This window comes from Nocardiopsis oceanisediminis, from assembly GCF_048595525.1.
GTDB lineage: Bacteria > Actinomycetota > Actinomycetes > Streptosporangiales > Streptosporangiaceae > Nocardiopsis_A > Nocardiopsis_A oceanisediminis.
Genome location: NZ_JAFMZJ010000001.1, coordinates 4,054,045 through 4,078,024 on the forward strand (window position 1 = coordinate 4,054,045; position 23,980 = coordinate 4,078,024).

Here is a 23,980-nt window from a genome sequence, read left to right on the forward strand (position 1 = left end):
TGCAAGCGATTGCAGAAGCGCTTGCATCCGTCTGCGCCGCTCAATGCCGTAAAAGATCCCCATCCGCCCGCACGGGCGGCGTTCTCCGAGGGGGGAAATGCTCCGCCGCGTCCCCATGGCGGCCCTGCTCATCCCGGGACTGGCCGTCCTGCTCTTCGCCTTCGGCCACCCGGTCGCGGCGACCCTGGCCTGGCCGCCCGACGGCGACCCGGCCACGGTCGCCCGGGAGACCGGGAGCCTGCTCACCGACCCCTACCTGCTTCCGGTCATCGCCCGCACGGTGCGCGTCTCGGTGCTCACCACCGCGATCTGCCTGCTGCTCGGCTTCCCGGTGGCCTACCTCATCTCCCGGGCCCCGGCCCGCTGGTCCGGCCGGCTGCTCGTGCTGGCGATCTTCCCGCTGCTGCTCAACACCGTGGTGCGCACCTACGGCTGGATCGTGGTGCTCGGCGGCAACGGCCTGATCAGCAGGGCCGGCGAGGCCCTGGGCCTGGGGCGGGTGCAGCTGCTCTACACCGAGACCGCGATCGTGCTGGGCCTGGTGCAGCTGTTCCTGCCGCTGATGATCCTGTCCTGCTACTCCAGCCTGTCCCAGCAGGACCACCGGCTGGAGGAGGCCGCGCGCGGCCTGGGCTCCTCCGCCGGGCGGGCGTTCCGCACCGTGGTGCTGCCGCTGGCCGCGCCCGGCGCGCTGGTCGGCTGCACCCTGGTGTTCGCCGGCGCCGTCACCGCGTTCACCACGCCCCAGCTGCTCGGCGGCACCCGGGAGCGGCTGCTGTCCACCCTGCTCTACAGCCGGGTCAACGTCAGCCTGGACTGGCCCTCGGCCAGTGCGATCGCGCTGGTGATGACGGTCCTGGTGCTGGCGGTCAGCGCGCTGTCCGGCCGGCTCGGCAAGATCGGGAGCACCTCCTCATGATCGCGATGATCCGCACCCGCCCGCTGCTGTCGCTGCTCGCCGCGGCGGCGTTCACCCTGATGCTCGGCCCGGTGGTGATCCTGGTCGGGGTCGCCTTCACCGCCGGCGAGACCCTGGCCTTCCCGCCGGAGGGGCTCTCGCTGCGCTGGTTCTCCGCCGCGCTGGACTACCCGCCGTTCATCGATGCGTTCGGCACCAGCCTGCTGGTGGCGGCCGTCTCCACGGTGCTGGCGCTGGCACTGGGCGTCCCGGCGACGCTGGCGCTGAACCGGGGCCGCGTCCCCGGCCGCAAGGTGGTGGAGGGACTGTTCTTCGCCCCGATCGTGGTCCCCGAGCTGGTGCTGAGCCTCGCCCTGTTCCAGCAGGTCATGGTGGGGATGCGGGTGACCGCGCTGGGCGCGCTGGTGGTCGGGCACACCGTGCTGCTGCTGCCCTACACCGTCCGGGTGGTGGGCGCCTCGCTGGCGCTGGCCGACCCCCGGCTGGAGGAGGCCGCGCGCGGCCTGGGCTCCGGCCCGGTGCGCACCTTCTTCACCGTGACACTGCCGGTGATGGCGCCGGGCATCGTCTCGGCGACCATCCTGGCGTTCATCACCTCGCTGAACAACGTCCCGCTCTCCCTGCTGCTCACCGGCCCGGGCGTGGCGACGCTGCCGGTGGAGATGCTCAACTACGTCCAGTCCTCGTTCGATCCGGTGGTCGCGGCGGTCAGCGTGCTGCTGCTGGCGCTCAGCGTCGCGGTCGCGTTCACCACCGAGCGCGTGGCCGGCTTCACCAAGGTCTTCGGCCGCTAGCGCCGCAGAAGGAGGCACCTGACATGACACCCGTCGTCGAACTCGACCGCGTCGGCCACCGGTTCGCCGCGAAGGGGACCGCCGGCACCACCGCCGTCGCCGACCTGGACCTGTCCGTGCGCCGAGGGGAGTTCACCACCCTGCTCGGCCCCAGCGGCTGCGGGAAGACCACCACGCTGCGGATGATCGCCGGGTTCCTGCGCCCCACCTCCGGCCGGATCCTGCTGGAGGGCGCCGACGCCACCCGCACCCCGCCGGAGAAGCGCAACATCGGCATGGTCTTCCAGTCCTACGCGCTGTTCCCGCACATGACGCTGCTGGACAACGTGGGCTACGGGCTGCGCGCCCGCAAAGTCCCGGCCGTCGAGGCGCGCGAGCGCGCCGGGCAGGCGCTGGAGCTGGTCGGCCTCTCGCACGCGGCCGGCCGCAAGCCCGCCGAGCTGTCCGGCGGGCAGCAGCAGCGGGTGGCGCTGGCCCGCGCGGTGGCGATCCGCCCCTCGGTGCTGCTGCTGGACGAGCCGCTGTCCAACCTGGACGCGCGGCTGCGCGTGCAGATGCGCCGCGAGCTGCTGCAGGTGCAGCGCGAGACCGGGCTGACCGCGATCCTGGTCACCCACGACCAGGACGAGGCGCTGGAGCTGTCGGACACCATGGTCATCCTCAACGGCGGCCGACTGGAGCAGCAGGGCGCCCCCCGGGACGTCTTCCCCCGGCCGGCCAGCAGGTTCGTCGCGGAGTTCCTCGGCTACGACAACTTCCCCGAGCTTCCCGGGCGCGGCCCGGCCACCATCCGCCCCGAGCATGTGCGGCTGCTGCCCGCCGGGGAGCGCGAGGACGGCGGCGACACCGGCCTGGACGGCACCGTCGCCGCGGTCACCTACCAGGGCGCCGGCTGCCTGGTGGAGGCGGGGATCGACGGAGCCGAGGGACCCGGCGCCGCGGTGCGCTGCCTGCACCCCGCCGACGACCTGCGCCCCGGCGACCGGGTGCGGATCGTGCTGCCCGCCCGCCGTCTGGTGGAGCTGCCCGCCGGGGAGGGACGGTGAGCCGCGCGGGGCGGGGCGCCGCGGTGCTCGCCGGCGCGGTGGCCCTGGCCTCGGCGGCCTCCTCCTGCGCCGCCGTCCGCGAGGACGACACCGGAACGCTGGTGGTGAGCACCTTCGCGTTCGCCACCGAGGAGTTCATGGAGGTCGTCGGCGAGCCGTTCGAGGAGGAGACCGGCATCGAGGTGGTGCTGGACACCGGCACCAACGCCGGGCGCCTCACCAAGCTGCGGATCAACAAGGAGGCGCCCGACACCGACGTGGTGCTGATCTCCGACTACTACGCCCGGATCGGCGCGAACATGGGCCTGTTCGCCGAGGTGGACCCGGCCGACGTGCCCGCGATGGAGGGCATCCAGCCGTGGGCGGCGGACCCGGAGGGCTACGGCCCCGCCTACACCTTCCAGCTGCTGGGCATGCTCTACCGCACCGACATGGTGCCGGAGCCGCCCGACTCCTGGGACGACCTGGGCGCCGCGCCGGGCGGGTACGCGCTGCCCGACATCTCGGTCTCGGCCGGGCCGATGCTGGTGCTGGCCGCCGGCGAGCGGTACGGCTCCGGGCCGTCCGACCCCGACGCCGGCTTCGAGGCGCTGGCCGTCCGCGGGCCGGGGGCGCTGCAGTTCTACACCCGCTCCACCGAGCTGACCAGCCTGCTGGAGCGGGGCGAGGTGGCGATGGCGCCGGGCCTGGACAACTTCGCGATGGGCTCGGTGGAGGCCGGCCAGCCGGTCGGGTTCGCCGTGCCCGACGAGGGGCGGGTGATGACCGCCAACACCGTCCAGGTGGTCCGGGGCGCGCCCAACGAGGCCGGCGCGCTGGCCTTCGCCGACTTCCTGCTCCGCCCCGAGGTCCAGGAGGGCATCGCCGAGGCGATGTACGACAAGCCGGTCGCGGTGGAGGCCGAGCCCACACCGCTGATGGAGGAGGTCTCCGGCGAGGCGGCCTCCGACCCGGCCGGCAGCGGGTACCACCAGGGGGACCTGGAGATGATCGCCCGGGAGCGGTCGGCCTGGCTGGACCGCTTCACCGAGGAGGTGGCCCGATGAGCGCCCCCGCCGCTCCCCCGGTCCCGATCGCGGTCGACTGCGACCCCGGCGTGGACGACGCCGTCGCGCTGCTGCTCGCGCTGGCCTCCCCGGAGCTGGAGGTGCGCGGGGTGAGCACGGTCGCCGGCAACGTGTCCCTGGCCGACGTGGACCGCAACGCCGCGCACGTGCTGGACCTGGCCGGGGCGCCGGCCGGCCTGCCGCTGGTCTCCGGGCTGGCCGGGCCGATCGCCCGCGCCGCGCGCATCCGCGACGAGCCGATGCACGGCGCCGGGGGGCTGGGCGGGCTGGTGCCGCAGGCACCGCCGCGCCCCTTCTCCGCCGGGCACGCGGTGGACTGGCTGGCCGAGCGGGCCCTGGAGGAGCCGGGCGGGCTGACCCTGGTGGCGGTGGGGCCGCTGTCCAACGTCGCGGCGATGCTCGCCCGGCACCCGGAGGCCGGGCCGGCGCTGCGCGAGATCGTGGTGATGGGCGGCGCCGCCTTCGTGCAGGGCAACGTCACCCCGGCCGCGGAGTTCAACTTCCACGCCGACCCGGAGGCCGCCCGGTACGTGCTGGAGTCGGGGGTCCCGGTGCGCGTCGTCGGCCTGGACGTCACCCGGGCCGCGCTGTTCCCGCTGGCCGCCGCGGAGCGCCTGGCCGCGCTGCCGGGCACCGCGGGGACCGCCGGCGAGCTGCTGCGCGGCTTCGCCCTGCGCTACCGGGACCGGTTCGGGGTGCCCGCCGTCCCGGTGCACGACGCGCTCGCGGTCGCCGCGGTCTCCCACCCGGGCCTGCTCGGCTGGGAGGAGGGCACCGCCTCGGTGGAGTGCTCCGGCGAGCTCACCCGCGGCGCGCTCGTCGCCGACCTGCGCACCCCGGGCCGGGAGCGGCGCGTCTCCGTGGCCCGCACGGTGGACGCCGACGCCTTCGCCGCACTGCTGGCCGACCGGCTGGCCGGCTACGCCGGCGGCCCGGGGCAGGGGTGAGGCGGTCCGCCGCGTCCGGGCCGCGGCGGCGAACGGGGCGACGACGGAACGACGGCGCGGGGGCGGACGGCCGCCGCGCACTGGAAGGGGAGACGACTCCGATGGAAACCGCCGACCTGCTCATCCGCGGGGGAAGCGTGGTGTCCGTGCACACCGGCGAGGTGTGGCGGGCCGACGTCGCCGTGGTCGGCGACGCGATCCGCGCCGTGCTGCCGCCGGGGGCGCCGGTCCGGGCCCGGGAGGCGGTCGACGCCGACGGGCTCATCGTCGCCCCCGGCTACATCGACGCGCACATGCACATCGAGAGCTCGCTGCTGGCGCCGGCCGAGTTCGCCCGGGTCACGCTGGCCCGAGGCACCACCACGGTGCTGGCCGACGCGCACGAGATCGTCAACGTCGCCGGGCGCGAGGGCCAGGCGTGGATGATCGGGCAGGGCCGCGGCACCCGGCAGACGATGCGCTGGGCGGTGCCGTCCTGCGTGCCGGCGCTGGACGGGTTCGAGACCGCGGGCGCCCGGCTGGACGAGGCCGACATCGACGAGATGCTCGGCTGGGAGGGCGTCACCACGCTGGGCGAGGTGATGGACTACCGCGCGGTGGTCTCCGGCGACCCGCGGATGCACGCGATCATCGCCGCCGCCCGGCGCAGGGGCGTCCGGCTGGACGGGCACTGCCCCGGCCTGTCCGGCGCGGAGCTGGGCGAGTACCTGTGGGCCGGGATCGACTCCGACCACTGCAAGAACACCCCCGAGGTGGCGGTGGAGAAGGCCCGGCTGGGCATGCTGCTGATGCTGCAGGAGAAGTGCCTGACCCCCGAGGTGGTCGACGCGCTGCTCGCGCTGCCGGACCTGCCGGACTTCTGCCTGGTCACCGATGACATCGCGGTGGACGCGGTGCTGCGCACCGGGCACCTGGACCGGGTGGCGTCGGTGGCGCTGGAGCGGGGGCTGCCGCCGCTGGCGGTGCTGCGCGCCCTCACCCTGCGGCCGGCCCGGCGGCTGGGGCTGGACGACCGCGGCTCGGTGACCCCGGGCAAGCGCGCCGACCTGGTGCTGCTCCGCTCGCTCGGCGACCCGGCGCCGGTGCTGGCGATCGCCGGCGGCGAGGTCGTGGGCCGGGACGGCGCCCCGGTGGAGGGGCCCGGTCCGGCTCCCCGGAACCCGTTCGGCGGCTCGGTGCGGATCGGCCCGCCGAGCGCCGAGGCCGCCCGCTGGCGGGTCGACCTGCCCGACGGGGAGCACGCCTTCCGCGCGCTGCGCGTCAACGAGGTGGACACCTACACCGAGCCGGACGAGGTGGTGCTGCCGGTGCGCGGCGGCGCGGTGCAGTGGGAGGGCCGCACCGCGGTGGTCGCGGTCTTCGAGCGGCACACCGGCCGCGGCGGGGTCTCGTTCGCCCCGGTGGTCGGCCAGGAGCTGGGCCGCGGCGCGTTCGCCACCACCTACGCGCACGACAGCCACAACCTGACCGCGGTGGCGACGTCGGAGGCGGCGCTGCTGTCGGCGGCGGCCGACGTGGTCGGCTGGGGCGGCGGGATGCGGGTGGTCCGCGAGGGCGGCCCGGGTGCGGGGCTGCCGCTGCCGGTGGGCGGGGTGATGTCGGACCGCCCGGCGCCCGAGGTCGCCGAGGCGGCCGGCGCGGTCCGCGCCGAGCTCGCCGCCTGGGGGTGGCGCAACCGCAACGCGTTCATGAGCCTGTCCACGCTGACCCTGGCGGTCTCGCCCAGCGTCAAGATCACCGACAAGGGCCTGGTCCGGGTGGTGGACCGCGCCTGGGAGCCGGCGACGGCCCGCTGACCGGCCGGTCCCTGCCGGCCCCGTCCTCCGGCAGGGACCGGCCCCTTCCCTCCGGCGCCGCCGCGGGAGGCCTCCCGGTCCCCGCGGCGGCGCGGTCCGGAGCCGGCGCTCCGGGAGCGCCGGGGCGGCCCGGTCAGCCGGCGGCGCCCTCGACCACGCCGGAGAGGAGCTCGTGCAGCTCGGCGGCGCTGGGCGCGGCGTACAGCTCGGTGGGGGTCTTCTCCGCCTGCACCCAGGTCGGGCAGTCGCTGTCGAGCCCGGAGCCGGGGAAGACGCCGAGGGTGGCGCTGAAGTCGGTCTCGTGCACCACCTCGCCGGTGGCCAGTTCGTACACGGTGAAGGCGTAGTCCCGGCCGCGCAGCGACATCCACATCTTGGACCCGCCCGAACCGGAGAACTCGCAGGTGCGCAGCTCCGCGCCGGGCTCCCCGGCCTCGGCGCAGACCAGCAGCGAGGCCTGCTGCGGGGACTCCGGGTGCCAGGAGACGATGGGGGTCGCGTCGGGCTCGGACTCCGGGTTGGGCGCCGCGAGCTGGTAGCCGGGGTCCTCCTCGGTGTCGTCGGACGGACCGGAGAAGAACATCACCGCGGGGTGCGGCCCATCGCCCGAGTAGGCGGCCGCCCCCTCGTAGCCGGAGCCGATGTCCTCGCAGAGCACCGCCAGGTCCTCCGGCTCCTCGATCGGGGGCCGGGAGGCCTCCTCGACCGCGCCGGTGACCGCGGAGCAGCCGGCGGCCGCGGGGAGGAGCAGGAGGGGGAGGAACAGCCGCGACACGGAGGGCATGCCAAATCTTTCAGATCCGGGGGATTCGTTCGGTAGACCGGAATCGTACCGACATCTCACCGGCGCTCTGACCGTCCGCCGCCCGCGATTCGGCCGCGCCCGGCGCGCGGACGGGGGCGCCGGAGGCCGCGACCGGCCGGTCCTCCCGCCCCTGCCTCCACCCGGGGCGGGGAAGGGCGTCCCGGAACGTTGCCTTCGGTGTCGGGCCCCGACGCGGGGGCCTGTCGGGAGGCGACACCGGGGCCGGCGCCGGGGGAGGGCGGTGACCGCCCCTCCCACCGGTCCGCCGGCCGCCCCGGAGCCGCCGGGCGGCGGTGGCCGCGGCCTGGAAGCGTTCGGCGGCCCGGCGCAGCGGCCATCGACCACGCGGCGGGCCAGGCGTCCTGCGGGAGCGACCTCGGCGCCGGCATGGGCGGTGCGGGCCGCGGAGGGTCTCCCGACCTTCTTCAGGCGCCGATCCCGACGATCCGCACCTGTGTCGGAGGCCCCCTCCTGCCGTCGGATCGCCGCCGGGCCGTACCTGGCCTCTGCGGTGAGCGCAGTCCCGGACCGGGGCATCGGCCCTGCCTGCATCCGCCCGGCCGCCCCGAGGTTCGACGGCAAGGCGGAACGCCCCCACCGCATCGACGCCGAGGAGTTCCACCGCCTTTTGGACGGCGTGCCCGCCGACGGCGCCGAGGTGTTCGGCGACAAGCCGCGGGAATGGGAGGGCCGCTACGGCTTCCACCGCCCGCACGGGGGCCTGGGCGGGCGGACACCGTTCGAGCGGCTGCCGCGAAAGACCGGACCCCGGACCGCCACCGACCGACGCCGGTCGCGCAGCTAGCGCCTCCGGGCCCGCTCCGGGTCGGCCAGGGGGACCAGGAGGCGGTCGCCGGCCCGGACCATCGCCGCCAGCGGCCGGACCGCCGCCCCGGTCACCGCGGAGAGCAGCGCCCGCCCCTGCCGCTTGACCAGCCGGGGGCCGAGGGCCGCCATCACCGCGGTGACGCCGGGCAGCGGCCTGCCGAACATGGTGATCTCGCGGATCAGGCCGTCGCCGTCGAACCGCAGGAGCTGCGCCTCCTCGAACCCGAGGCCGCGGCAGCTCGCGGTGAAGAACACCGCGCGCGTCCGCCCGTCGCCGACCTCGGTGTGGTAGCTGATCCCGTCGGTCACCTGGAAGGCCACGGTGAGCACCTCGCCGACCTGCTCCCGCCCGCGGAACCGGAACCGCGCGGTCAGCGGCGAGATCAGTTCCACCCCTTCGGCCAGGCAGGCCGTGGCGGCCGCCGCGTCCCCCCGCTCCCCCGCCGCCTTCCACGCGGCCGTCGTCTTCTCCACCAGGCCCGCCTCGACCGCCTCCGGCATTCTCCCCGTCCCCTTCCGCTTCTTCCGCTCCGGTCTCCCCTTCTCCCCCATTCTCCGGAGCCCCTGCGGCGCCCTCTGTCCGGGGGCGGGTGAACGGGCCCCGCCGCCGGCGGGGCGCCACCGGGAGCGGGCCGGAGGGCGTCGCGCCCCGCCTCCCCGGCCCGCCGCGCCCGCCGCCGGGGCGGGGTGTCAGAGGCGCTCGACGACGGTCGCGTTGGAGAGGCCGCCGGCCTCGCACATGGCCTGCAGGCCGAACCGGGCGCCGCGCGCGTGCAGGGCGTGCACCAGGGTGGTCATCAGCCGGGCGCCGCTGGCGCCGAGCGGGTGGCCCAGCGCGATCGCGCCGCCGTCGGCGTTGACCCGGTCCAGGTCGGCTCCGGTCTCCTCGGCCCAGGCCAGCACGACCGAGGCGTAGGCCTCGTTGATCTCGAAGAGGTCGATGTCGTCCATGGACAGGCCGGCCCGCCGCAGCACCTTCCGGGTGGCCGGGACGACCGCGGTGAGCATGTAGAGCGGGTCGTCGGCGGCGACGGCGAAGGCGTGCAGCCGGGCCAGCGGGACCAGTCCGAGGCTCTCGGCCTTCTCCCCGCTCATCACCAGCACCGCTGCGGCGCCGTCGCTCAGCGGGCTGGAGTTGCCCGCGGTGACGTCCCAGGTGATCTGGGGGAAGCGGGCGGCGGTGCCCGGGTCGTGGTAGGCGGGGCGGAGCCCGGCCATGGCCTCCGGGGTGCTCCCCTCCCGGATGCCCTCGTCGCGGGTGAGCCCGGCGATCGGGGCGAGCTGGGCGCCGAAGGCCCCGTCCCGGGTGGCCCGCGCCGCGCGCGCGTGGCTGGCCAGCGCGTACTCGTCCATCCGCCGCCGGGAGAGGCCCCAGCGGGCGGCGATGAGCTCGGCGGCGACGCCCTGGCCGACGTGCCCTTCGGGGTAGCGCTCGCGGTACCCCTCGCCCAGCGGGTCCGCCGAGCCGGCCAGGTTCGCGCCCATCGGCACCCGCCCCATCGACTCCACCCCGGCCGCGACGGCGACGTCGTAGGCCCCGGCGATCACGCCCTGCGCGGCGAAGTGCACCGCCTGCTGGCTGCTGCCGCACTGGCGGTCGACGGTGGCGGCCGGGACCGATTCGGGGTAGCCGGCGGCGAGCAGCGCCCGGCGGGTGATATTGGCGGCCTGCTCACCGACCTGGGTGACGGTCCCGCCGATCACGTCGTCGATCTCGGCGGGGTCGATGCCGGTGCGCTCGACGGTCGCCGCGAGGACGTGCGCCAGCAGGTCGACGGCGTTCACCTCGTGCAGCGCCCCGCCGGGCCTTCCCTTGCCGATGGGGGTGCGCACCGCGTCCACGATGACGGCCTCACGCATGGGGGTCCCTCCTGTCGCCGGGGGTGCGGCGCGGCCCGCCGGCCCCGGGCCGCCGCGGGTCGGATCCCGCGGATCCGCCGGCCGCAAGCTGACTATGGATTTGCATAGTCAGAACCTACGGAGCTGCCTATGGCGATGTCAAGTGAGCGCTACCCTGGGGCCATGACGATCAAGCTGGACCCCGCCCTGGCCGACCTGCGGACCTGGCGGCCCCGGGACTGCTCCATCGCCAAGGCGCTGGCCGCGATCGGCCCGCACTCGTCCTTCCTGATCCTCCGCGAGGCGTTCTACGGCGTCCGCCGCTTCGAGATGTTCGTGCGGCGGGTCGGCGTCACCGAGGCGGTCGCGGCCGCCCGCCTCAAGGGGCTCACCGAGGCGGGCCTGCTCCGCCGGGAGCCCTACAAGGAGCCGGGCAGCCGGACCCGCTACGAGTACGTCCTCACCGACGCGGGGCGCGACCTCGTTCCCCCGGTGCTCGCCCTGATGGCCTGGGGCGACGCCCACCTGCAGCCCGACGGCGGCCCGCTCGACCTGGTCGACGACGCCACCGGCGAGCCGGTCCGGGTCGCCTTCGTCGGCCCCGACGGCCGCGAGCGCCCCGCCGAGCGGCTGCGCGTCGTCCCCGGCGAGCGCCGCCGCCGGCGGGACTGATCCCCGCACCGGGCCCGGCGGGCGGCCCCGGGGGCGCCCGCCGGGGTCAGCCGGAGCCCTCCACCAGCTCGGAGAGGTCCGCGTCGACCTTGACGTCGAAGTCGACGTCGGAGCCGTTCACCTTGGTGGTGGTGAGGGTGACCCCGACGGTCTGCCCTCCGGCGGTGAGCTCGCAGCGCATCGACTCGCCCTCCTGGGCGGGGAGCTCACCGGGACAGCTGAAGTCCTCGACCGCGCCGCCGAGCTCCTCCTCCAGGACCTGGGTGGCCCGCTCGACCACCTCTTCCTGGGGCACCCCCTCGACGTTGAACTCCACCGCGCAGCCCGCGGCGAGCAGCACCGCCGCCCCCGCGCCCGCCCCCGCGACGATCGTCCGGTTCCGCCGTGTCAGCCGCATGCTCGTCCCCTGTTCGCGGAATACGTGGCCCGTCTCGAAAGGTGGGACGACCGGGGGCGCCGGATGGTTCCCGCCCGGCCGGGTGCGGTCCCGGGCCGGGGCCGGCTCAGTCCGGCAGGCCCAGGCGCCGGTAGCGGGCGGTGCGCGCGGCCAGGCGCTCGGCGGGGTCCAGGGCGGGCAGGGCGACCAGCTCGCGGGCGATCGCCTCGCCCATCCGGCCGCAGAACGCCTCCGGTTCGTCGGCCGCGTCGCCGCGCTCGGCGACGATCCGGTCGACCACGCCGGCGGCGAGCAGGCCGGCCGCGCCGATGCCCTGCAGCTCGGCCAGTTCCCCGGCGCGCCCGGTGGTGCGGTGCACGATCGCGCTGGCCCCCTCCGGCGGCAGCGGGGAGAGCCAGGCGTGCCGCGCGCACAGCACCCGGTCGGCGGGGGCCAGCGCCAGCGCGCCGCCGCCGGCGCCCTGGCCGAGCAGGACGGCGACGGTGGGCGCCTCCAGGGTGGCCAGTTCGGCGAGGCAGCGGGCGATCTGGCCGGCCATGCCCTGCTCCTCCGCCTCCTTGGACAGCGCCGCACCGGGGGTGTCGATGACGGTGACCAGGGGCAGGTCCAGCTCTGCGGCGAGCCGCATGCCGCGCCGGGCCTCGCGCAGCCCGGCCGCCCCCATCGGGTGCTCCGCGCTCTGCCGGGCCCGGTCCTGGCCGAGCAGCACGCAGGGCGCGCCGCCGAACCGGGCGAGCGCCAGCAGCAGGCCGGGGTCGGCCTCGCCCTCGCCGGTCCCGTTGAGCGGGACGACGTCGGTGGCGGCGGTCCGGAGCAGCCTGCGCACGCCGGGCCGGTCGGCGCGGCGGGACCGCAGCACCGAGTCCCAGACCGGGCCCTCCGGGGCCGGCTCCGCGGCCGGCGGGGGCGGGGCGGGCCGGTCCTCGCCCCGGGCGAGCAGCACGTTGAACGCGCGCTCGGCGATGCCGGGCAGCTCCTCGGGCGCCAGCACGGCGTCGACCAGGCCGTGCCGGTACAGGTTCTCGGCGCGCTGGACGCCTTCGGGGAACGGCCTGCCGTACAGCGCCTCGTAGACGCGCGGGCCGAGGAAGCCGATGAGCGCGCCCGGCTCGGCCACCGTGACGTGGCCCAGCGACCCCCACGAGGCCAGCACCCCGCCGGTGGTGGGGTGGCGCAGGTAGACCAGGTAGGGCAGGCCGGCCGCCTTGTGCGCGGTGATCGCGGTGGAGATCTTGACCATGGACAGGAAGGCGACGGTGCCCTCCTGCATCCGGGTGCCGCCCGAGGCGGGGGCGGCCAGCAGGGGGAGCCGCTCGGCGGTGGCCCGCTCCACCGCGGCGGTCAGCCGCTCTGCGGCGGCCACCCCGATCGACCCGGCCAGGAAGGAGAACTCGCAGGCCAGAACGGCGACCCGGCGCCCGCGGAGCAGTCCCTCCCCGGTCAGCACCGACTCGTCGCAGCCGCTGCGCTCCCGGGCCCGCGCCAGTTCGGCGGCGTAGCCGGGGCCGGGGGCCGTGTCCACCGGGGCGGTGTCCCAGGAGGTGAACGATCCGGGGTCCAGGGTCCGCTCCAGCAGCTCGCGCGCGCTGTACCTGGCGGCCACGGCTTCCTCCAGGGGATGATCAGGGCCATCGGGCGGGCCGCTTCCGTTGCGCCCCAGGGTCGCACGCCGCCCCGCGGCCGGGTGCGCGCGGGGCCCGCCGGCCTCCGCGGGCCCTGCTCCCGGGACTCCGCTCCCGGCCGCCGGCCGGGGTCAGCGCTTCAGCCGGACGCCGTTCCAGCCGGCCGCCTCCCAGGCGTCGCCGACCCGGTCCAGCGGGTGGAAGTCGCGTTCCGAGGGGAGCACCGCCGGGTCCGGGGAGAGGGTCGCCCAGACGCACCAGCCGCGCTCGGCGACCTTGAAGGCGGCGTGCCGGAGCCCTTCGGGGACCTCCTCGGGGACCGGGGCCGACCAGTCGACGGCGATGCCCCGCTTCTCGGCCTCCCTGCGCACCACGGCGCGGGTGAAGGATTCCGGGGTGTGCGTCCTCATCGGGGCTCCGCAGGGTCGTCGGACGGTCCTGGTCGCGCCGTTCCCGAAGGGGTTCTCCTAGGTGTCGGCGGCGGTCGGCGAGGGCATGGCCTTGTGCGCCGTGCAGGTCATCGTAGAGGAATCCGGGCCGCGCGCAGCGGCCGCCCCGCCGCCCGGCCCGGGTCCGGTGGCCTCGGCGTTGTCGACCGGTCCCGCGTCGGCGGCCGGTCGACAACGCCGAGACCGACGATGAAGCGGCGTCCCACGGAGCCGGGAGGGAGCGGGGCGGCGCCCCATCTGGGCGCGGCGCCGCACAGAGCCGGGGTTCAGACGGGCGGCGACGGCGCAGGCGGGGACAGAGCGAAGGTTCCCACCCGGGCGCGGCGCCGCACGGAGCGAAGGTTCAAGCAGGCGGCGACGGCGCAGGCAGGGACGGAGTACAGCTCTCGCCCGAGCGCGGCATCCCACGGAGCGGGGCGCAAGCGGGCGGCGAGGACGGGGAGGGGGCCGGGGCGCCTCATCCGGGCGCGGCACCTCGCGGGGCGAGGGTTCGAACGGGCAGCGAAGGCGGGAGTGGACGGGCGCCGCGTTCACCGGTCCGGCCAGCGCTTCCGGCGGGAGGAGGCGGCGCTCGGGCGAGGGCGGGGTGGGCCCGCCCGCACCGACCGGGGAGCCATGCCCCACACGTCGGGTTTGCGGCGGGGATCGGGCGAGAGCGGCGCGCCCTGCGCACCTCCGCGACAGGTCGAATGACATCTACCAGCGAGTAGTCGGCCTTGAGGCCCCGCCACCCCCTCGCTGGTTACTCAGAGTGGCGAAAGTGGAGCCTCTCGGGAGGCGAATGCGCCATCTCGCCCCCGCCCCTGTCCTTCTCGGCCTCCGCCCCTTCGGTTCCCGGTCCTGCGGGCGGCTCGAACCCCCCGACCACCGGCCCGATCAGGGCCATTCGGGGCTGCTGAGGCCCGATCCGGCCCGGGATGCGCACCCAGGAATCACCGGGGTGCTCTCGCGGTGCGCAGGCCGCCCCCCCATTGCCATCACTGTCCGTGTTTACCTAGGTCAGGCGGGTGGCAGTGGCCTCCGTGCGGCCCGCCCCGCCGCCGGGGCGACGCGGGCGCGGCGATCCCGCCCTCTCGCCCGCCACGACCGCGCTCCCGCCCGCCTCAACCCCCACCCCGCGAGACGCCGCGCCCGACCGACCAGCCGGGACGCCTCTGCCCTCGCCGCCCGCCTGAACCCCGGCCCCGTGGGGCGCCGCGCCCGGGTGAGGCGCCCGGCACCGCCCCTGCCGGTGCCGTCGCCGCCCGCTTGAACCTTCGCCCCGCGAGATGCCGAGCCCGGCCGGGGCGCCCGGCCCCGCCCCTTTCCTCCGCCCTCGCCGCCGGTCTGAACCCCAGCCCCGTGGGGCGCCGCGCCCGGGTGAGGCGCCCGGCACCGCCCCTGCCGGTGCCGTCGCCGCCCGCTTGAACCTTCGCCCCGCGAGATGCCGAGCCCGGCCGGGGCGCCCGGCACCGCCCCTTTCCTCCGCCCTCGCCGCCGGTTTGCCCCCGGCCCCGTGGGGCGCCGCGCCCGGGCGACCGCCTCCGCCCCGCCCCCTCCTCCGCCGTCGCCACCGGTTTGAGCCTCAGCCCCGGACGGGGGCGGTAGAGCGGGGCGGCCCCGGTTCGGTCCCGCGCGTCAGTCCCGCGCGGCGAGGTCCTCCAGCACCCGCCCGATCGAGGCCAGGGCGTCGTCCAGCTCCTCGGGAAGGAGGCCGTGGGTGATCCGGAGGTGGTGCTCGACGCCGAAGTGGGCGCCCGGGGCGACCAGCACGCCGCCTTCGGTGCGCAGCGCGTGGGCCACCTCGACACTGGGCAGCGGCAGCCGGTAGCGGACGAAGCCGAGCGCGGTGGCCTGCGGTTCCACGATGGACAGCAGGCCGCCGGAGCCGTCGACCCAGGCCTTGAGCCGGGCGTAGCCGTCCCGGATCAGGCCGCGGTTCCGGGCGAGCAGGCGCTCCCGGTCGCCCGGGGCCAGGGCCGCCTCGGCCAGGTGCATGGAGAGCGTCCCGGTGGAGATCGCCGCGTACTCGTGCCGCCGCCAGGCCTCCTGCATCACCCCGGGCGGTGCGACCAGCCAGCCCAGCCGCAGGCCGGGCAGGCCGAACGCCTTGGACAGGCTGCCCACGCAGACCGTCCTGGGGCAGCGCCCCCAGAAGCTCGGGGTGACCTCGTCGGTCAGCCGCTCGGTGCCCCGGTAGACCTCGTCGGCGAGGATCCAGGCCCCGGTGCGCTCGGCGGCGGCGGTGATCGCGTCCATCTCCCGCTCGGTGAGGACGGTGCCGGTCGGGTTGTTCGGGTTGGCGACCGCGATGAGGCGGGTGTCCGGGCGCAGCACCCGGTCGAGTTCGTCCAGGTCGGGGCGCCATCCCCGGTCGGGGTCGAGTGGGAGGGCGTCCACCTCGGCGCCGGCGTTCAGGGCGCTGCCGCGCACCTGCCGGTATCCGGGCTCCATCACCACGACGTGGTCGCCGGGACCGACCAGGGAGGCCACGGTGATCGCGTTCGCCTCCGCCGCACCGACGGTGACCAGGACGTTCTCCGCCTCGGCGCGGTGCAGGCCGGCAATGAGGGCGCGCAGCTCCGCGGTGCCGCCGACCGGCGGGTAGTGCAGGTCGGCGGCGAGCAGCCGGTCCGCCGCGGCGGGGTCCGGGCCGAGCAGTTCGCCGAGGGTGAGCGGGTGGCAGCCGCTGTCGGCCAGGTTGCGGCGGACGGTGGTCTCGTAGCGGGACTGCCACTCCTCCAGTTCGAAGGGGGTGAAGCGGGCTGCGGGCATGGCGGGCTCCGTCATCGTTCTCATCGCGGGCTCCCGGCCGGCGGACTCGACACCGGGACCCCATTGCACATAATGTTCAATATATTGCTCATAACGGGAGGTGCGATGTCAACGCAGGGCGGCGCGGGACACGACGGGGCGGGGCAGGACCCGGGCGGGCCCGGCGCCCGCTTCCTGGAGCGGATCGGTGCGGAGGTGCGCCGCCGCCGGCGCGGAGCGGAGCTGACCGTGCAGGCCCTCGCCGAGCGGGCCGGGATCAGCCGGCGCATGCTGACCCTGATCGAGCAGGGCGCCGCCAACCCCAGCCTGGTCACCGTGGACAAGATCGCACGGGCCCTGAGAACCGACTTCGCCGCGCTCACCGCGCCCCGGGACGACGCCCCGGTGCAGGTCTCCGCCGACCCGGTCGAGGTCTGGCGCGGCCCGGCGGGCGGCCGGGCCCTGCTGCACATCGCCGCGGCGGGCGGCGGCCCCGAGCTGTGGGAGTGGACGCTGCACCCGGGCGAACGCTACACCGCCCGCCCCGACCCGCCCGGCTCCCAGGAACTCATCCTGGTCACCTCCGGCATCCTGGCGCTGCACACCGCCGGCGGCACCGCGGAACTCCCGGCGGGCACCTCGGCCCGCCTGTCCAGCGACCGCGACTACGCCTACGCCCCCGCCGGCGAGGCCCCCACGGCCTTCACCCGCGTCGTCCACCTCGGCCCCCGCACCGGCTGACCCGGCCGGTGCCCGGCGGCCGCCGCCGCGCCCCGCCTCGTGCGGGGCGCCGCGGGTCCGGCGGCCGCGGGCGGGCCGGGGCCCGGGCGAAGCCGGATCAGGTCAGGATCTCGACCACGCTCACGTGGTAGTAGTGCGTCTCGATCATGCCTTTCACGATCACCGTGTACTCGTCCGGGCTGCGGCGGAGGACGGTGCGCCGCTGCGGCGCGGAGGGGTGGCGCGGCATGTACTCCCGGGCCGTGGCGTAGGCGGCCTGGCGCGCGATGTCCCGCGTCGGGTACGCCGGGGCCTCCGCCGGGTCGTTGGCCATGCGGCCCCGGTAACCGCCGGCGCTCTCCTCGATCAGGATCCCCCAGCGGCCTTCGGCTGCGTTCACCGGCGCTCCTCTCCTCCGCGTCGCCTCGCCGTCTCCCGGATGGGACTCCGCCCGGCCCCGGACGGTTCCGCCCCCGCCCGGCCCCGGCGGCGGTACGGGTCAGCGGCGGAGCGGCCGGGCGCCGAACCGGGACGCCGGGCCCGGGTCGCCGCTGAGGCCCAGGGAGTGCAGCGCGGCCCGGGCGGCGGCCACGCCGCTGTTGAGGGAGATCTCCCCGCGCATGCCGGGGGCGGCCACCATGTCCCCGGCGAGGAAGACGCCGTCGCCGCGGACGATGGCCGGGCGGTCCCGCCAGGTGGTGCCGGGCAGGTCGAGCGCGCCGGTGCGGCCGCGCGCGGTCCCGGTCCGCCGCCAAGCGGCCCGCTCCTCCCAGCCGGGCAGGGCCGTCTCCGCGAGCCGGCGCAGCCGGGCGTGCGCCTCCGCGTGCCCCTCCCCCTCGCGCACCGGCATGTCCAGCTGGAACAGCGTCTCCCCGGCGGGGCTCACCGTCGGGTCCTGCATCGAGTAGCTCTCGTGGAAGCCCCCCTCGTCCAGGTCGAACATGACGAAGGAGTCCCGCCGGTCCGGGCGGACCGCGATGTCGAGCAGCACGCAGTACCCGCTCTCCCACTCCAGGGAGGGGTCGCCGAGCAGGGCGCGCGCCGAGGACAGCTCGGTGGCCACGATCACCGGGGCCTCCGGCGGCTCGGTGACCCGCGAGCCGGTCTCGATGCGCACCCCGGCGTCCCGGGCGTGCCGGACCATCCGGTCGACCACCGCCTGCCAGCCGCCGACCGCCCAGCGGACCGCGGGGACCCTCGGCCCGAAGATCCGGCCGAAGAGGTTCCACACGTAGGCCGCGGAGAGCCGGCCGGTGTCGGCGACGTAGGTGACGACCCCGACCGCGTTCGCCGCGGCCTCCGCCGCCTGCTCTCCGTAGTGCCGCCCGGCCCAGCCGCGGAAGTCCTCGTCGACCGGGGCGGTCCGGTTCCGGTCGGCCGCCATCCGCAGGAACCCGGCGGGCGGGATCCGGGTGAACCGCCCCCGGTGCCGGAAGCCGGCGCGCAGCCCGGCGCGGAGCGGCGGCAGCGCGAGGCGGCCGGTGAGTCCGCGCTCCTTCAGCCAGGTCCAGTGCGGGCCGTCCGCGTAGAAGACGTGCGGCCCCTCGTGCGCGGTGTAGGGGCCTCCGATCGCCCTGCCCCGGCCGCCCGGTTCGCCGTGCGCCTCGTGCAGCGTCACCCGGGCGCCGCCCTCGGCCGCCTCGATCGCCGCCGCCAGCCCGGCGATCCCGCCGCCGACCACCGTGATCTCCTGCATGTCCCGGCCTCCTTCGTCCTGGTTCGGGCTCTGCGCGCGGGTCCGGTGACCCGCCCGCGCAGAGGTGACACGCGGGCCCGGCGGGATGTGACGCCCCGCGGCGGCGGCCGTTCCGCGCGGCGGCGCACCGCGCGTTCCCTCGCCCGCCCGCACGCCCCGCGTCTACCCTGCTGAACAGGGGTTCTCCCGCAAGTGGCGGCGCGGGCGGAGGCGAGGGGCGATGACGCGCAGATCACACATCCCGCTGCACGAGGCGTTCGCGACGGCCCGGGCGGCGGGCGGCCGCGCCCCGTCGGTGCTCGGTTCCCGGCCGTGGATCATCGGCGGCGACGGGGACCGGATCACGCTCGGCGCCGACCCGGACAAGCGGCTCGGCGTCGCCGACCCGCAGGCCCGGGAGCTCGTGCTGAGCTGCGGCGCCGCCCTGTACGGCATCCGGGTGGCGCTGCGCGCGCTGGGCGTGCGCCCTGAGGTGCGGACGCTGCCCGATCCGGACCGGCCCGCGCTGCTCGCCGAGATCACCTCCGCGGGCGAGGCCGAGCCCGGTTCGACCGACCGGCGGCTCTACGCCGCGATCGAGCGCAGGCGCACCCACCGCGGCCTGTTCGAGCGGCCGCTGTCCGACGCGGCCGTACTGCGCGGGCTCGGGGACGCGGCCGCGCTGGAGGGGGCGGCGCTGCGCCCGGTCACCGACCCGGACCGGGTGCGCTCGCTGTCCGGCCTGGTCGCCGCGGCGGAGCACCTGCACCGCGTCGAGCGGGCCGGGACCGAGGAGCAGGACCGGTGGGTGCGGGCGCAGGGCGACCCCGCCCCGGAGGGGGTGCACGCCGAGGACTTCCCCGCGCCGGGCGCCGGGGCACCGCCGTTCCCCGGGCGCGACTACGGGCACGGCCGGGTCGCCGGGCTCCGGGAGGCGCGGGGCACCGAGGTCGGGACGGTCGCCCTGCTGGCCACCGCCTCCGATGACCGCGCCTCGCACCTCGCCGCGGGCCAGGCGCTCCACCGCCTCCTGCTGGCGGCCGCCGACGCCGGGTACGCCGCGGCGTTCCACACCCAGCCGCTGGAGGAGCCGCTGCTCCGCGCGTTCATCACCGAGCGGTTCTGCGCCGCCGAGCACCCGCAGATGCTGCTCCGCCTGGGCCGCCCGGCCCCGGAGGGGCCCGCCGACCGGGAGGCGGAGGAGGGCGTGGCCGGCATCGCCTGACGCCCGCCCCGGGCACGCCCCGGCACCGGCGGCCGCTCCTAGGGCGGCCGGGGCCGAGGCACCCCGCGCCGGTGTCCACGGGGGCGGGACCGGAGCCTGCAGGGCGGTACGGCGGTCGCCGGCTTCTCGGGCGCGTCGCGGCGAACGGCCGGACGCGGTGGCGCGGCGCTGCCGCCGCCCCGCGCCCCGGCGGCCCGGTCTCCCCCGTCCGAACGGCGGCGCCCATGTCCGCCCCACCCGGTCCCGGCGCGCGGCCCGGCCTGGTCCGCCGACGGCCGGAGCGGCCACGGGAGACCGGGGGCGGAGCCGGGTTCCGGCCCCCCTTCCGAGCCGTCCGGCGCAGCCGGAACCGGGCGGGCGCCGACGCAGGATCCGATCGGGGAAGGGGCGGCGGACGGCGCCGGGGAGGCGGCTCCGCGGGTGCACGGCCGCCTCCCCGCCCGCCGGCCGGGATCACGCCTCCGGGTAGCGCATCACCCAGGACATCGGCGGCTCGCCCCAGCGGGGGTCGCTCGGTGCGTCGGGGCCGGACTCCAGTGAGAGGTCGGCGGCGAGGCGCAGCACCGCCCCGCGGGCGTCCAGCTCCGACTGCCACAGTCCGGGGAAGGCGAGGGTGCCGTGGCGGGCGCCGATGAGGTTGCCGCAGAGCGCGCCGGTGGCGTCGCTGTCCCCGGAGTGGTTGACGGCGAGCAGCAGCCCCGGGCCGCCGACCGTCCGCCACCGCCCCGACCAGGGCCGGTCCGCCTGCCTCTCGGCCTGGAGCCGCTCCGCGGCGAGCGCCGCGTACACCGCGACGGCCAGCGCCTCCGGGCCGGTCCACCCGCCGCCGAGGCTCTCCACCCGCTCCGGGGAGGGGGCGCCCTTCGCGGCCAGCCGGACCGCGGCGTTCAGTGCCCGCTCCGTCTCCTTGCGGCCCTTGTGCTCCGCCAGCTCGGCGCGGGCGCCTTCCAGCGCGGTCTCCAGGTCGGCGCCGCGCAGCAGCGACCAGACGGCGGCGGCCAGCGTGCCCGCGGGGAGGTGGCCGCCGGGGTCGCCGTGGGTCAGCGCGGCGGTCCGGCACCCCAGCTCGAAGGCGGCCTCCCGGGAGTGGGCGGTGCCGCAGGCCGCCGCGCGGACCACACCGCCGGAGCCCTTGGAGGAGTTGATCGGCTCCTCCAGGGTGCCCAGCGGCCACCCCGGCTTCTCCCGGGCGGCGGCCTTGCGCAGGGCCTCCGTGGTGGAGCGGCCGGCTCGGGCGGGTCCCGCCAGCGCCGGGTCGCCCAGCAGCCCGAGGCCGATGCCGAGCGAGGAGTGGCCGGAGTCCCCGTCCTCGGTGCGGTCCATCCGCTTCAGCCAGGTGATGTAGGAGGCCTGGATGATACCGAGGGTGGCTCCGCCGATGCCCCTGCTGCGGGCCCGGACCGATCCTTGGATCAGCCCGTTCGCGGTGAGCAGCGCCAGCTGGGTCTCCTCGCTGATCTGCAGGGCGCCGCCGGCTCCGCTGCTCTGTTCGATCAAGGTCCGGTCGGTGAGCCCTTCGGGGCCGTACCGCTCTCGGATCTCCGCCAGCGCCATCGCCTCCAGCGGGGCGCCGAGCGCGTCGCCGATGGCGCCGCCGAGCAGGCAGCCGGCCACTCGGTCGGGTCTGAGCCGGGAGTCGTGGCCGGGCATGGCGCTCCTGTCCGGTCGGGGCCGTGTGCGCCCCGATCCTGCTCGCCGCCCGCCCCGGGCGCAACCGGGTTCCGGCGGCCGCCGCCCGGTGGCAGGGTGGGGCCGGGGCGGTTCCCGGGAGGAGGCGGCATGGTCCGGTCCGGTGCGCGCGTGCTCCGCGACGACCTGGGGCGGGCCGTTCGGCTGCCCCGCCGGGTGCGGCGGGTGGTCTCGCTGGTGCCGTCGCTGACCGAGGCGATCGCCGAGACCGGACCGGGGCTCCTGGTCGGGTGCACGAAGTGGTGCGCCCACCCGCCCGGCCTGGCCGCGGAGCGGCTGCGCGGGACGAAGAACCCGCACCTGCAGCGGATCGCGGAGATCGCCCCCGACCTGGTCGTCGCCAACAAGGAGGAGAACCGCGAACGGCACGTCGCGGAGTTGGAGCGGGCCGGGGTCCCGGTGTGGGTGACCGACGTGGGAACGGTCCCGGGGGCGCTGCGCTCGCTGCGCCGCCTGCTGGTCGAGGTGTGCGGGCTGCCGGAGCCGGGGTGGCTGGCCGGGGCCGCGGCGGCCTGGGGCGGCCCGGTCCCGGCGTCGCGGCTGCGGGTGGCGGTGCCGATCTGGCGGGACCCGTGGATGGTGGTCGGGGGCGGGACCTTCGCCGGGGACGTGCTGGCCCGGCTGGGCGCGGCCAACGTGTTCGGCGGTGAGGCCCGCTACCCGGCGACGGACCCGGCGGGCATCGCCGCGCGCTCCCCCGACGCGGTGCTGCTGCCCGACGAGCCGTACCGGTTCACCGCGGACGACGGCCCGGAGGCGTTCCCCGGGATCCCGGTGGTCCTGCTCTCCGGCCGCGACCTCACCTGGTACGGCCCGTCCCTGGTCGCGGCCCGGTCCCGGCTGGCGGAGGCGCTCGCCCCGCCGCCCCGCTGACCGGACGGCGGCCGTCCTCCGTCCCCGGGCGCACCGCGCAGGCCGACCGGTCCCGGCCGGAGCGTGCGCGCACGGCGCGGCACCGATCCGGGGACGGCGCGGCTCCCGAAAGGTGTGCGCCCGCCGCCCCGGGCTCACCCCGGCGGCTTGCCGCCGGCGGCCCCGGTCCGGCCGCGCGGCACCGCCCCGGTCGAAGGGGACGGCGGGAGCGGCGCCGGCCCGGCCCTCCCCTTCCTCCGCCGGTCTGAGGGCACCGGTCCGGGGGCGGGCGGGCCCGCGGCGGGGTCGTGTCCGGAAACGGCGCGATTATTCGCACCGCACACCCCTTGTTACCGTGCGCGGTGCTGCGTACACTCGGCGCAGCCCTCGCCGGGCACCCGCAGTGCGACCTCTTCGCCCCCGCTCAGAAGGAGATGCGCATGCTGCGAAAGTCCCCCCTGCTCTCCCTGCTCACCACGGCGGCCGCCGCCTGCCTGCTCTCGGTCGCCGCGCCCGCCGCGGCCGGGGCGGCGACGTCGGCCCCGCAGCCGCGGGCCCAGGACGACGCCGCGGTCCAGCAGACCACGCTCCGCTACGACGACAGCCGCGCCGGCGAGTTCAAGGACGCCGTGGCGGCCGGCGCCGAGTCGTGGAACGCCTCCGTGGACAACGTCGAGCTGGTCCCCGCCGGGCCCGGGGAGCACGCGGAGATCACCGTCATCGCCACCGACGGGTGGCCCCAGGCGGTGCTCGGCCCGGTGCGGCCCGGCGGGTCGGTCTGGATCGAGTTCGGCCGCCAGGCCGTCCGGGAGGGCCACGACCCCACCCGGATCGCCGCCCACGAGATGGGGCACAGCCTCGGCCTCCCCGACACCAAGCCCGGCCCGTGCTCGCAGCTGATGTCCGGGGCGAGCGGAGGGGTCGGCTGCACCAACGCCACGCCGGACGCCCAGGAGCGCGCCCGGGTGGAGCGGCTGTACGGCTCCGGGGCCGCGAGCGAGCTGCCCGCCGACGGCCGGGTGCTGGTCGACGCCCCCTGACCGGTTCCCGCACCGGGCCCGGTACCGGGCCCCGATGAGACGGCGGCGCCCCGCCGGCCCGGTGGCCGGCGGGGCGCTCCGCGCCGCCCGCCCGGGGCGGCGCCGGTCCGTCAGCAGCCGTTCAGCACGCCCTCCAGGGCGCTCTTCTCCGCATCGTCGACGGCCAGGTCGTAGCGGTGCTTGGAGTTGATCCAGGCCTTGGCGTAGTCGCAGTGCGACTCGGCCCGCGGGGGCATCCAGTCCGAGGGGTCCTTGTCTCCCTTGGACTGGTTGCTGGAGCCGGTGACCGCCCACAGCAGCGGCCCCTCGACGTTGTTGGCGAAGGAGGTCCGCTTGGCCGAGCTCCACGAGTCGGCCCCGGAGCGCCACGCCTCCTTCAGCGCGACCATGTGGTCGATCTGGATGTCGGAGGCGTCGTCCGCGGTGACGCCGTCGAACTCACTGAACCAGCTGCCGGCCACCGCGCGGCAGGCGTCGTCGACCTCGACCCCGTCGCCGTCCCGGCGCAGCACGTACTCGCGGGCGTTGCAGTTGCCCTCGACGGCGTTCCAGTGCGGGAAGAGCGAGCGGTCGTAGGGGGAGGACTCCGACTCCTCGCGGACGTCGAGCCCGGCGAGCTGCGTGCGCGCGTCGGCGGTGGAGGGGATGCCCGGCGGGAGCGAGGCCGCCTGGACCCCGGCCCCGGCCGGGGAGGCGAACGCGGCCAGGCCGGCGGCGGCGAGCAGGACGGCGGCGGCTCCGCCGAGGAGGGTGCGGGGGAATCGGGGGGTTCGGTAGGGCATGGTGCTCCGTTTCTCCGGATAGAGCGGGTTCTCCGGCACCTTCGAGGGTGGACCGAACCGGCCCGGACCGCAATGACCGCCGG

The 23,980-nt window shown here is 76.9% G+C and carries 23 protein-coding genes; 12 read left to right on the plus strand and 11 right to left on the minus strand.

The annotated features are described in order from the left end of the window. The first annotated feature begins 97 nt into the window (after positions 1-97). From J0910_RS18125 to J0910_RS18150, 6 genes are all read left to right on the plus strand, one after another. Positions 98-919 carry an ABC transporter permease gene (locus tag J0910_RS18125; RefSeq protein ID WP_420159718.1) on the plus strand — a complete coding sequence of 274 codons (822 nt, stop codon included), beginning with the start codon at positions 98-100 and terminating at the stop codon, positions 917-919. Further along, a complete protein-coding gene (locus J0910_RS18130) occupies positions 916-1,713 on the plus strand; it encodes an ABC transporter permease (protein WP_420159719.1) in 798 nt (265 codons plus the stop codon). Before J0910_RS18125 ends, J0910_RS18130 begins: the two co-directional genes overlap by 4 nt. A gap of 23 nt (positions 1,714-1,736) precedes the next feature. Next, the gene (locus tag J0910_RS18135) at positions 1,737-2,759 is read left to right on the plus strand and encodes an ABC transporter ATP-binding protein (RefSeq protein ID WP_420159720.1); all 1,023 of its coding nucleotides are present in this window, start codon (positions 1,737-1,739) and stop codon (positions 2,757-2,759) included. Beyond that, complete coding sequence (locus J0910_RS18140; protein WP_420159721.1) at positions 2,756-3,805, plus strand: ABC transporter substrate-binding protein; 1,050 nt, start codon at positions 2,756-2,758, stop codon at positions 3,803-3,805. The genes J0910_RS18135 and J0910_RS18140 overlap by 4 nt, the downstream gene beginning before the upstream one ends. Further along, complete coding sequence (locus J0910_RS18145) at positions 3,802-4,773, plus strand: nucleoside hydrolase (protein ID WP_420159722.1); 972 nt, start codon at positions 3,802-3,804, stop codon at positions 4,771-4,773. Before J0910_RS18140 ends, J0910_RS18145 begins: the two co-directional genes overlap by 4 nt. Positions 4,774-4,874: 101 nt before the next feature. Further along, positions 4,875-6,569 (plus strand): adenine deaminase C-terminal domain-containing protein, encoded by a 1,695-nt coding sequence (locus J0910_RS18150; protein WP_420159723.1) that lies wholly within the window; start codon positions 4,875-4,877, stop codon positions 6,567-6,569. Between the two features lie 133 nt (positions 6,570-6,702). Here the strand turns inward: J0910_RS18150 and J0910_RS18155 are convergent, their stop codons facing one another. Then, on the minus strand, positions 6,703-7,353 hold the full coding sequence (locus tag J0910_RS18155) for a hypothetical protein (protein ID WP_420159724.1): 651 nt from the start codon (positions 7,351-7,353) through the stop codon (positions 6,703-6,705). A gap of 532 nt (positions 7,354-7,885) precedes the next feature. Between J0910_RS18155 and J0910_RS18160 the strand changes: the two genes are divergently transcribed. Further along, on the plus strand, positions 7,886-8,179 hold the full coding sequence (locus tag J0910_RS18160) for a hypothetical protein (RefSeq protein WP_420159725.1): 294 nt from the start codon (positions 7,886-7,888) through the stop codon (positions 8,177-8,179). On the opposite strand, the gene J0910_RS18165 is transcribed toward J0910_RS18160, so the two are convergent. Then, positions 8,176-8,703 (minus strand): hypothetical protein, encoded by a 528-nt coding sequence (locus J0910_RS18165; protein ID WP_420159726.1) that lies wholly within the window; start codon positions 8,701-8,703, stop codon positions 8,176-8,178. The genes J0910_RS18160 and J0910_RS18165 overlap by 4 nt on opposite strands. A 189-nt stretch (positions 8,704-8,892) precedes the next feature. Beyond that, positions 8,893-10,062: a thiolase family protein gene (locus J0910_RS18170; RefSeq protein WP_420159727.1), complete on the minus strand. Its 1,170-nt coding sequence runs from the start codon at positions 10,060-10,062 to the stop codon at positions 8,893-8,895. Between the two features lie 162 nt (positions 10,063-10,224). Between J0910_RS18170 and J0910_RS18175 the strand changes: the two genes are divergently transcribed. After that, positions 10,225-10,713, plus strand: a complete 489-nt coding sequence (locus tag J0910_RS18175; protein WP_420159728.1) for a winged helix-turn-helix transcriptional regulator — start codon at positions 10,225-10,227, stop codon at positions 10,711-10,713. 46 nt (positions 10,714-10,759) lie between these two features. Here J0910_RS18175 and J0910_RS18180 read toward each other — a convergent pair whose 3' ends face one another. The 4 genes from J0910_RS18180 to J0910_RS18195 all read right to left on the minus strand — a co-directional run bounded on the left by J0910_RS18180 (position 10,760) and on the right by J0910_RS18195 (position 15,959). Next, entirely contained in the window at positions 10,760-11,110 is a 351-nt protein-coding gene (locus J0910_RS18180; protein WP_420159729.1) for a DUF4333 domain-containing protein, read from the minus strand. 106 nt (positions 11,111-11,216) lie between these two features. Beyond that, complete coding sequence (locus J0910_RS18185; protein ID WP_420159730.1) at positions 11,217-12,713, minus strand: carboxyl transferase domain-containing protein; 1,497 nt, start codon at positions 12,711-12,713, stop codon at positions 11,217-11,219. Positions 12,714-12,863: 150 nt separating this feature from the next. Continuing rightward, complete coding sequence (locus tag J0910_RS18190) at positions 12,864-13,142, minus strand: hypothetical protein (RefSeq protein WP_420159731.1); 279 nt, start codon at positions 13,140-13,142, stop codon at positions 12,864-12,866. Positions 13,143-14,798: 1,656 nt separating this feature from the next. Beyond that, positions 14,799-15,959 carry an aminotransferase class I/II-fold pyridoxal phosphate-dependent enzyme gene (locus J0910_RS18195; RefSeq protein ID WP_420159732.1) on the minus strand — a complete coding sequence of 387 codons (1,161 nt, stop codon included), beginning with the start codon at positions 15,957-15,959 and terminating at the stop codon, positions 14,799-14,801. A gap of 81 nt (positions 15,960-16,040) precedes the next feature. On the opposite strand from J0910_RS18195, the gene J0910_RS18200 reads away from it, so the two are divergent. Further along, positions 16,041-16,655, plus strand: a complete 615-nt coding sequence (locus J0910_RS18200; RefSeq protein ID WP_420159733.1) for a helix-turn-helix domain-containing protein — start codon at positions 16,041-16,043, stop codon at positions 16,653-16,655. Positions 16,656-16,752: 97 nt separating this feature from the next. Here J0910_RS18200 and J0910_RS18205 read toward each other — a convergent pair whose 3' ends face one another. Both J0910_RS18205 and J0910_RS18210 read right to left on the minus strand, forming a co-directional pair. Next, the gene (locus J0910_RS18205) at positions 16,753-17,034 is read right to left on the minus strand and encodes a hypothetical protein (RefSeq protein WP_420159734.1); all 282 of its coding nucleotides are present in this window, start codon (positions 17,032-17,034) and stop codon (positions 16,753-16,755) included. 99 nt (positions 17,035-17,133) lie between these two features. After that, the gene (locus J0910_RS18210; RefSeq protein ID WP_420159735.1) at positions 17,134-18,330 is read right to left on the minus strand and encodes an FAD-dependent oxidoreductase; all 1,197 of its coding nucleotides are present in this window, start codon (positions 18,328-18,330) and stop codon (positions 17,134-17,136) included. Positions 18,331-18,550: 220 nt separating this feature from the next. On the opposite strand from J0910_RS18210, the gene J0910_RS18215 reads away from it, so the two are divergent. Then, on the plus strand, positions 18,551-19,534 hold the full coding sequence (locus J0910_RS18215; protein ID WP_420159736.1) for an Acg family FMN-binding oxidoreductase: 984 nt from the start codon (positions 18,551-18,553) through the stop codon (positions 19,532-19,534). A 453-nt stretch (positions 19,535-19,987) separates the two neighbouring features. On the opposite strand, the gene J0910_RS18220 is transcribed toward J0910_RS18215, so the two are convergent. Then, positions 19,988-21,184: an ADP-ribosylglycohydrolase family protein gene (locus tag J0910_RS18220; RefSeq protein WP_420159737.1), complete on the minus strand. Its 1,197-nt coding sequence runs from the start codon at positions 21,182-21,184 to the stop codon at positions 19,988-19,990. 129 nt (positions 21,185-21,313) lie between these two features. On the opposite strand from J0910_RS18220, the gene J0910_RS18225 reads away from it, so the two are divergent. Both J0910_RS18225 and J0910_RS18230 read left to right on the plus strand, forming a co-directional pair. Beyond that, positions 21,314-22,096, plus strand: coding sequence for a helical backbone metal receptor (locus J0910_RS18225; RefSeq protein ID WP_420159738.1), 783 nt, complete (start codon positions 21,314-21,316; stop codon positions 22,094-22,096). A gap of 419 nt (positions 22,097-22,515) precedes the next feature. Further along, positions 22,516-23,115 carry a snapalysin family zinc-dependent metalloprotease gene (locus J0910_RS18230; RefSeq protein ID WP_420159739.1) on the plus strand — a complete coding sequence of 200 codons (600 nt, stop codon included), beginning with the start codon at positions 22,516-22,518 and terminating at the stop codon, positions 23,113-23,115. A gap of 110 nt (positions 23,116-23,225) precedes the next feature. Here J0910_RS18230 and J0910_RS18235 read toward each other — a convergent pair whose 3' ends face one another. Beyond that, complete coding sequence (locus J0910_RS18235; RefSeq protein ID WP_420159740.1) at positions 23,226-23,897, minus strand: HNH endonuclease family protein; 672 nt, start codon at positions 23,895-23,897, stop codon at positions 23,226-23,228. Positions 23,898-23,980: the final 83 nt, after the last annotated feature.

Coding starts and splice junctions, on each gene's coding strand:
- J0910_RS18125 (WP_420159718.1), top strand. CDS start 98: ATGCTCCGCCGCGTCCCCATGGCGGCCCTGCTCATCCCGGGACTGGCC.
- J0910_RS18130 (WP_420159719.1), top strand. CDS start 916: ATGATCGCGATGATCCGCACCCGCCCGCTGCTGTCGCTGCTCGCCGCG.
- J0910_RS18135 (WP_420159720.1), top strand. CDS start 1,737: ATGACACCCGTCGTCGAACTCGACCGCGTCGGCCACCGGTTCGCCGCG.
- J0910_RS18145 (WP_420159722.1), top strand. CDS start 3,802: ATGAGCGCCCCCGCCGCTCCCCCGGTCCCGATCGCGGTCGACTGCGAC.
- J0910_RS18150 (WP_420159723.1), top strand. CDS start 4,875: ATGGAAACCGCCGACCTGCTCATCCGCGGGGGAAGCGTGGTGTCCGTG.
- J0910_RS18155 (WP_420159724.1), bottom strand. CDS start 7,353: ATGCCCTCCGTGTCGCGGCTGTTCCTCCCCCTCCTGCTCCTCCCCGCG.
- J0910_RS18165 (WP_420159726.1), bottom strand. CDS start 8,703: ATGCCGGAGGCGGTCGAGGCGGGCCTGGTGGAGAAGACGACGGCCGCG.
- J0910_RS18170 (WP_420159727.1), bottom strand. CDS start 10,062: ATGCGTGAGGCCGTCATCGTGGACGCGGTGCGCACCCCCATCGGCAAG.
- J0910_RS18175 (WP_420159728.1), top strand. CDS start 10,225: ATGACGATCAAGCTGGACCCCGCCCTGGCCGACCTGCGGACCTGGCGG.
- J0910_RS18180 (WP_420159729.1), bottom strand. CDS start 11,110: ATGCGGCTGACACGGCGGAACCGGACGATCGTCGCGGGGGCGGGCGCG.
- J0910_RS18190 (WP_420159731.1), bottom strand. CDS start 13,142: ATGAGGACGCACACCCCGGAATCCTTCACCCGCGCCGTGGTGCGCAGG.
- J0910_RS18195 (WP_420159732.1), bottom strand. CDS start 15,959: ATGAGAACGATGACGGAGCCCGCCATGCCCGCAGCCCGCTTCACCCCC.
- J0910_RS18200 (WP_420159733.1), top strand. CDS start 16,041: ATGTCAACGCAGGGCGGCGCGGGACACGACGGGGCGGGGCAGGACCCG.
- J0910_RS18210 (WP_420159735.1), bottom strand. CDS start 18,330: ATGCAGGAGATCACGGTGGTCGGCGGCGGGATCGCCGGGCTGGCGGCG.
- J0910_RS18215 (WP_420159736.1), top strand. CDS start 18,551: ATGACGCGCAGATCACACATCCCGCTGCACGAGGCGTTCGCGACGGCC.
- J0910_RS18220 (WP_420159737.1), bottom strand. CDS start 21,184: ATGCCCGGCCACGACTCCCGGCTCAGACCCGACCGAGTGGCCGGCTGC.
- J0910_RS18225 (WP_420159738.1), top strand. CDS start 21,314: ATGGTCCGGTCCGGTGCGCGCGTGCTCCGCGACGACCTGGGGCGGGCC.
- J0910_RS18230 (WP_420159739.1), top strand. CDS start 22,516: ATGCTGCGAAAGTCCCCCCTGCTCTCCCTGCTCACCACGGCGGCCGCC.
- J0910_RS18235 (WP_420159740.1), bottom strand. CDS start 23,897: ATGCCCTACCGAACCCCCCGATTCCCCCGCACCCTCCTCGGCGGAGCC.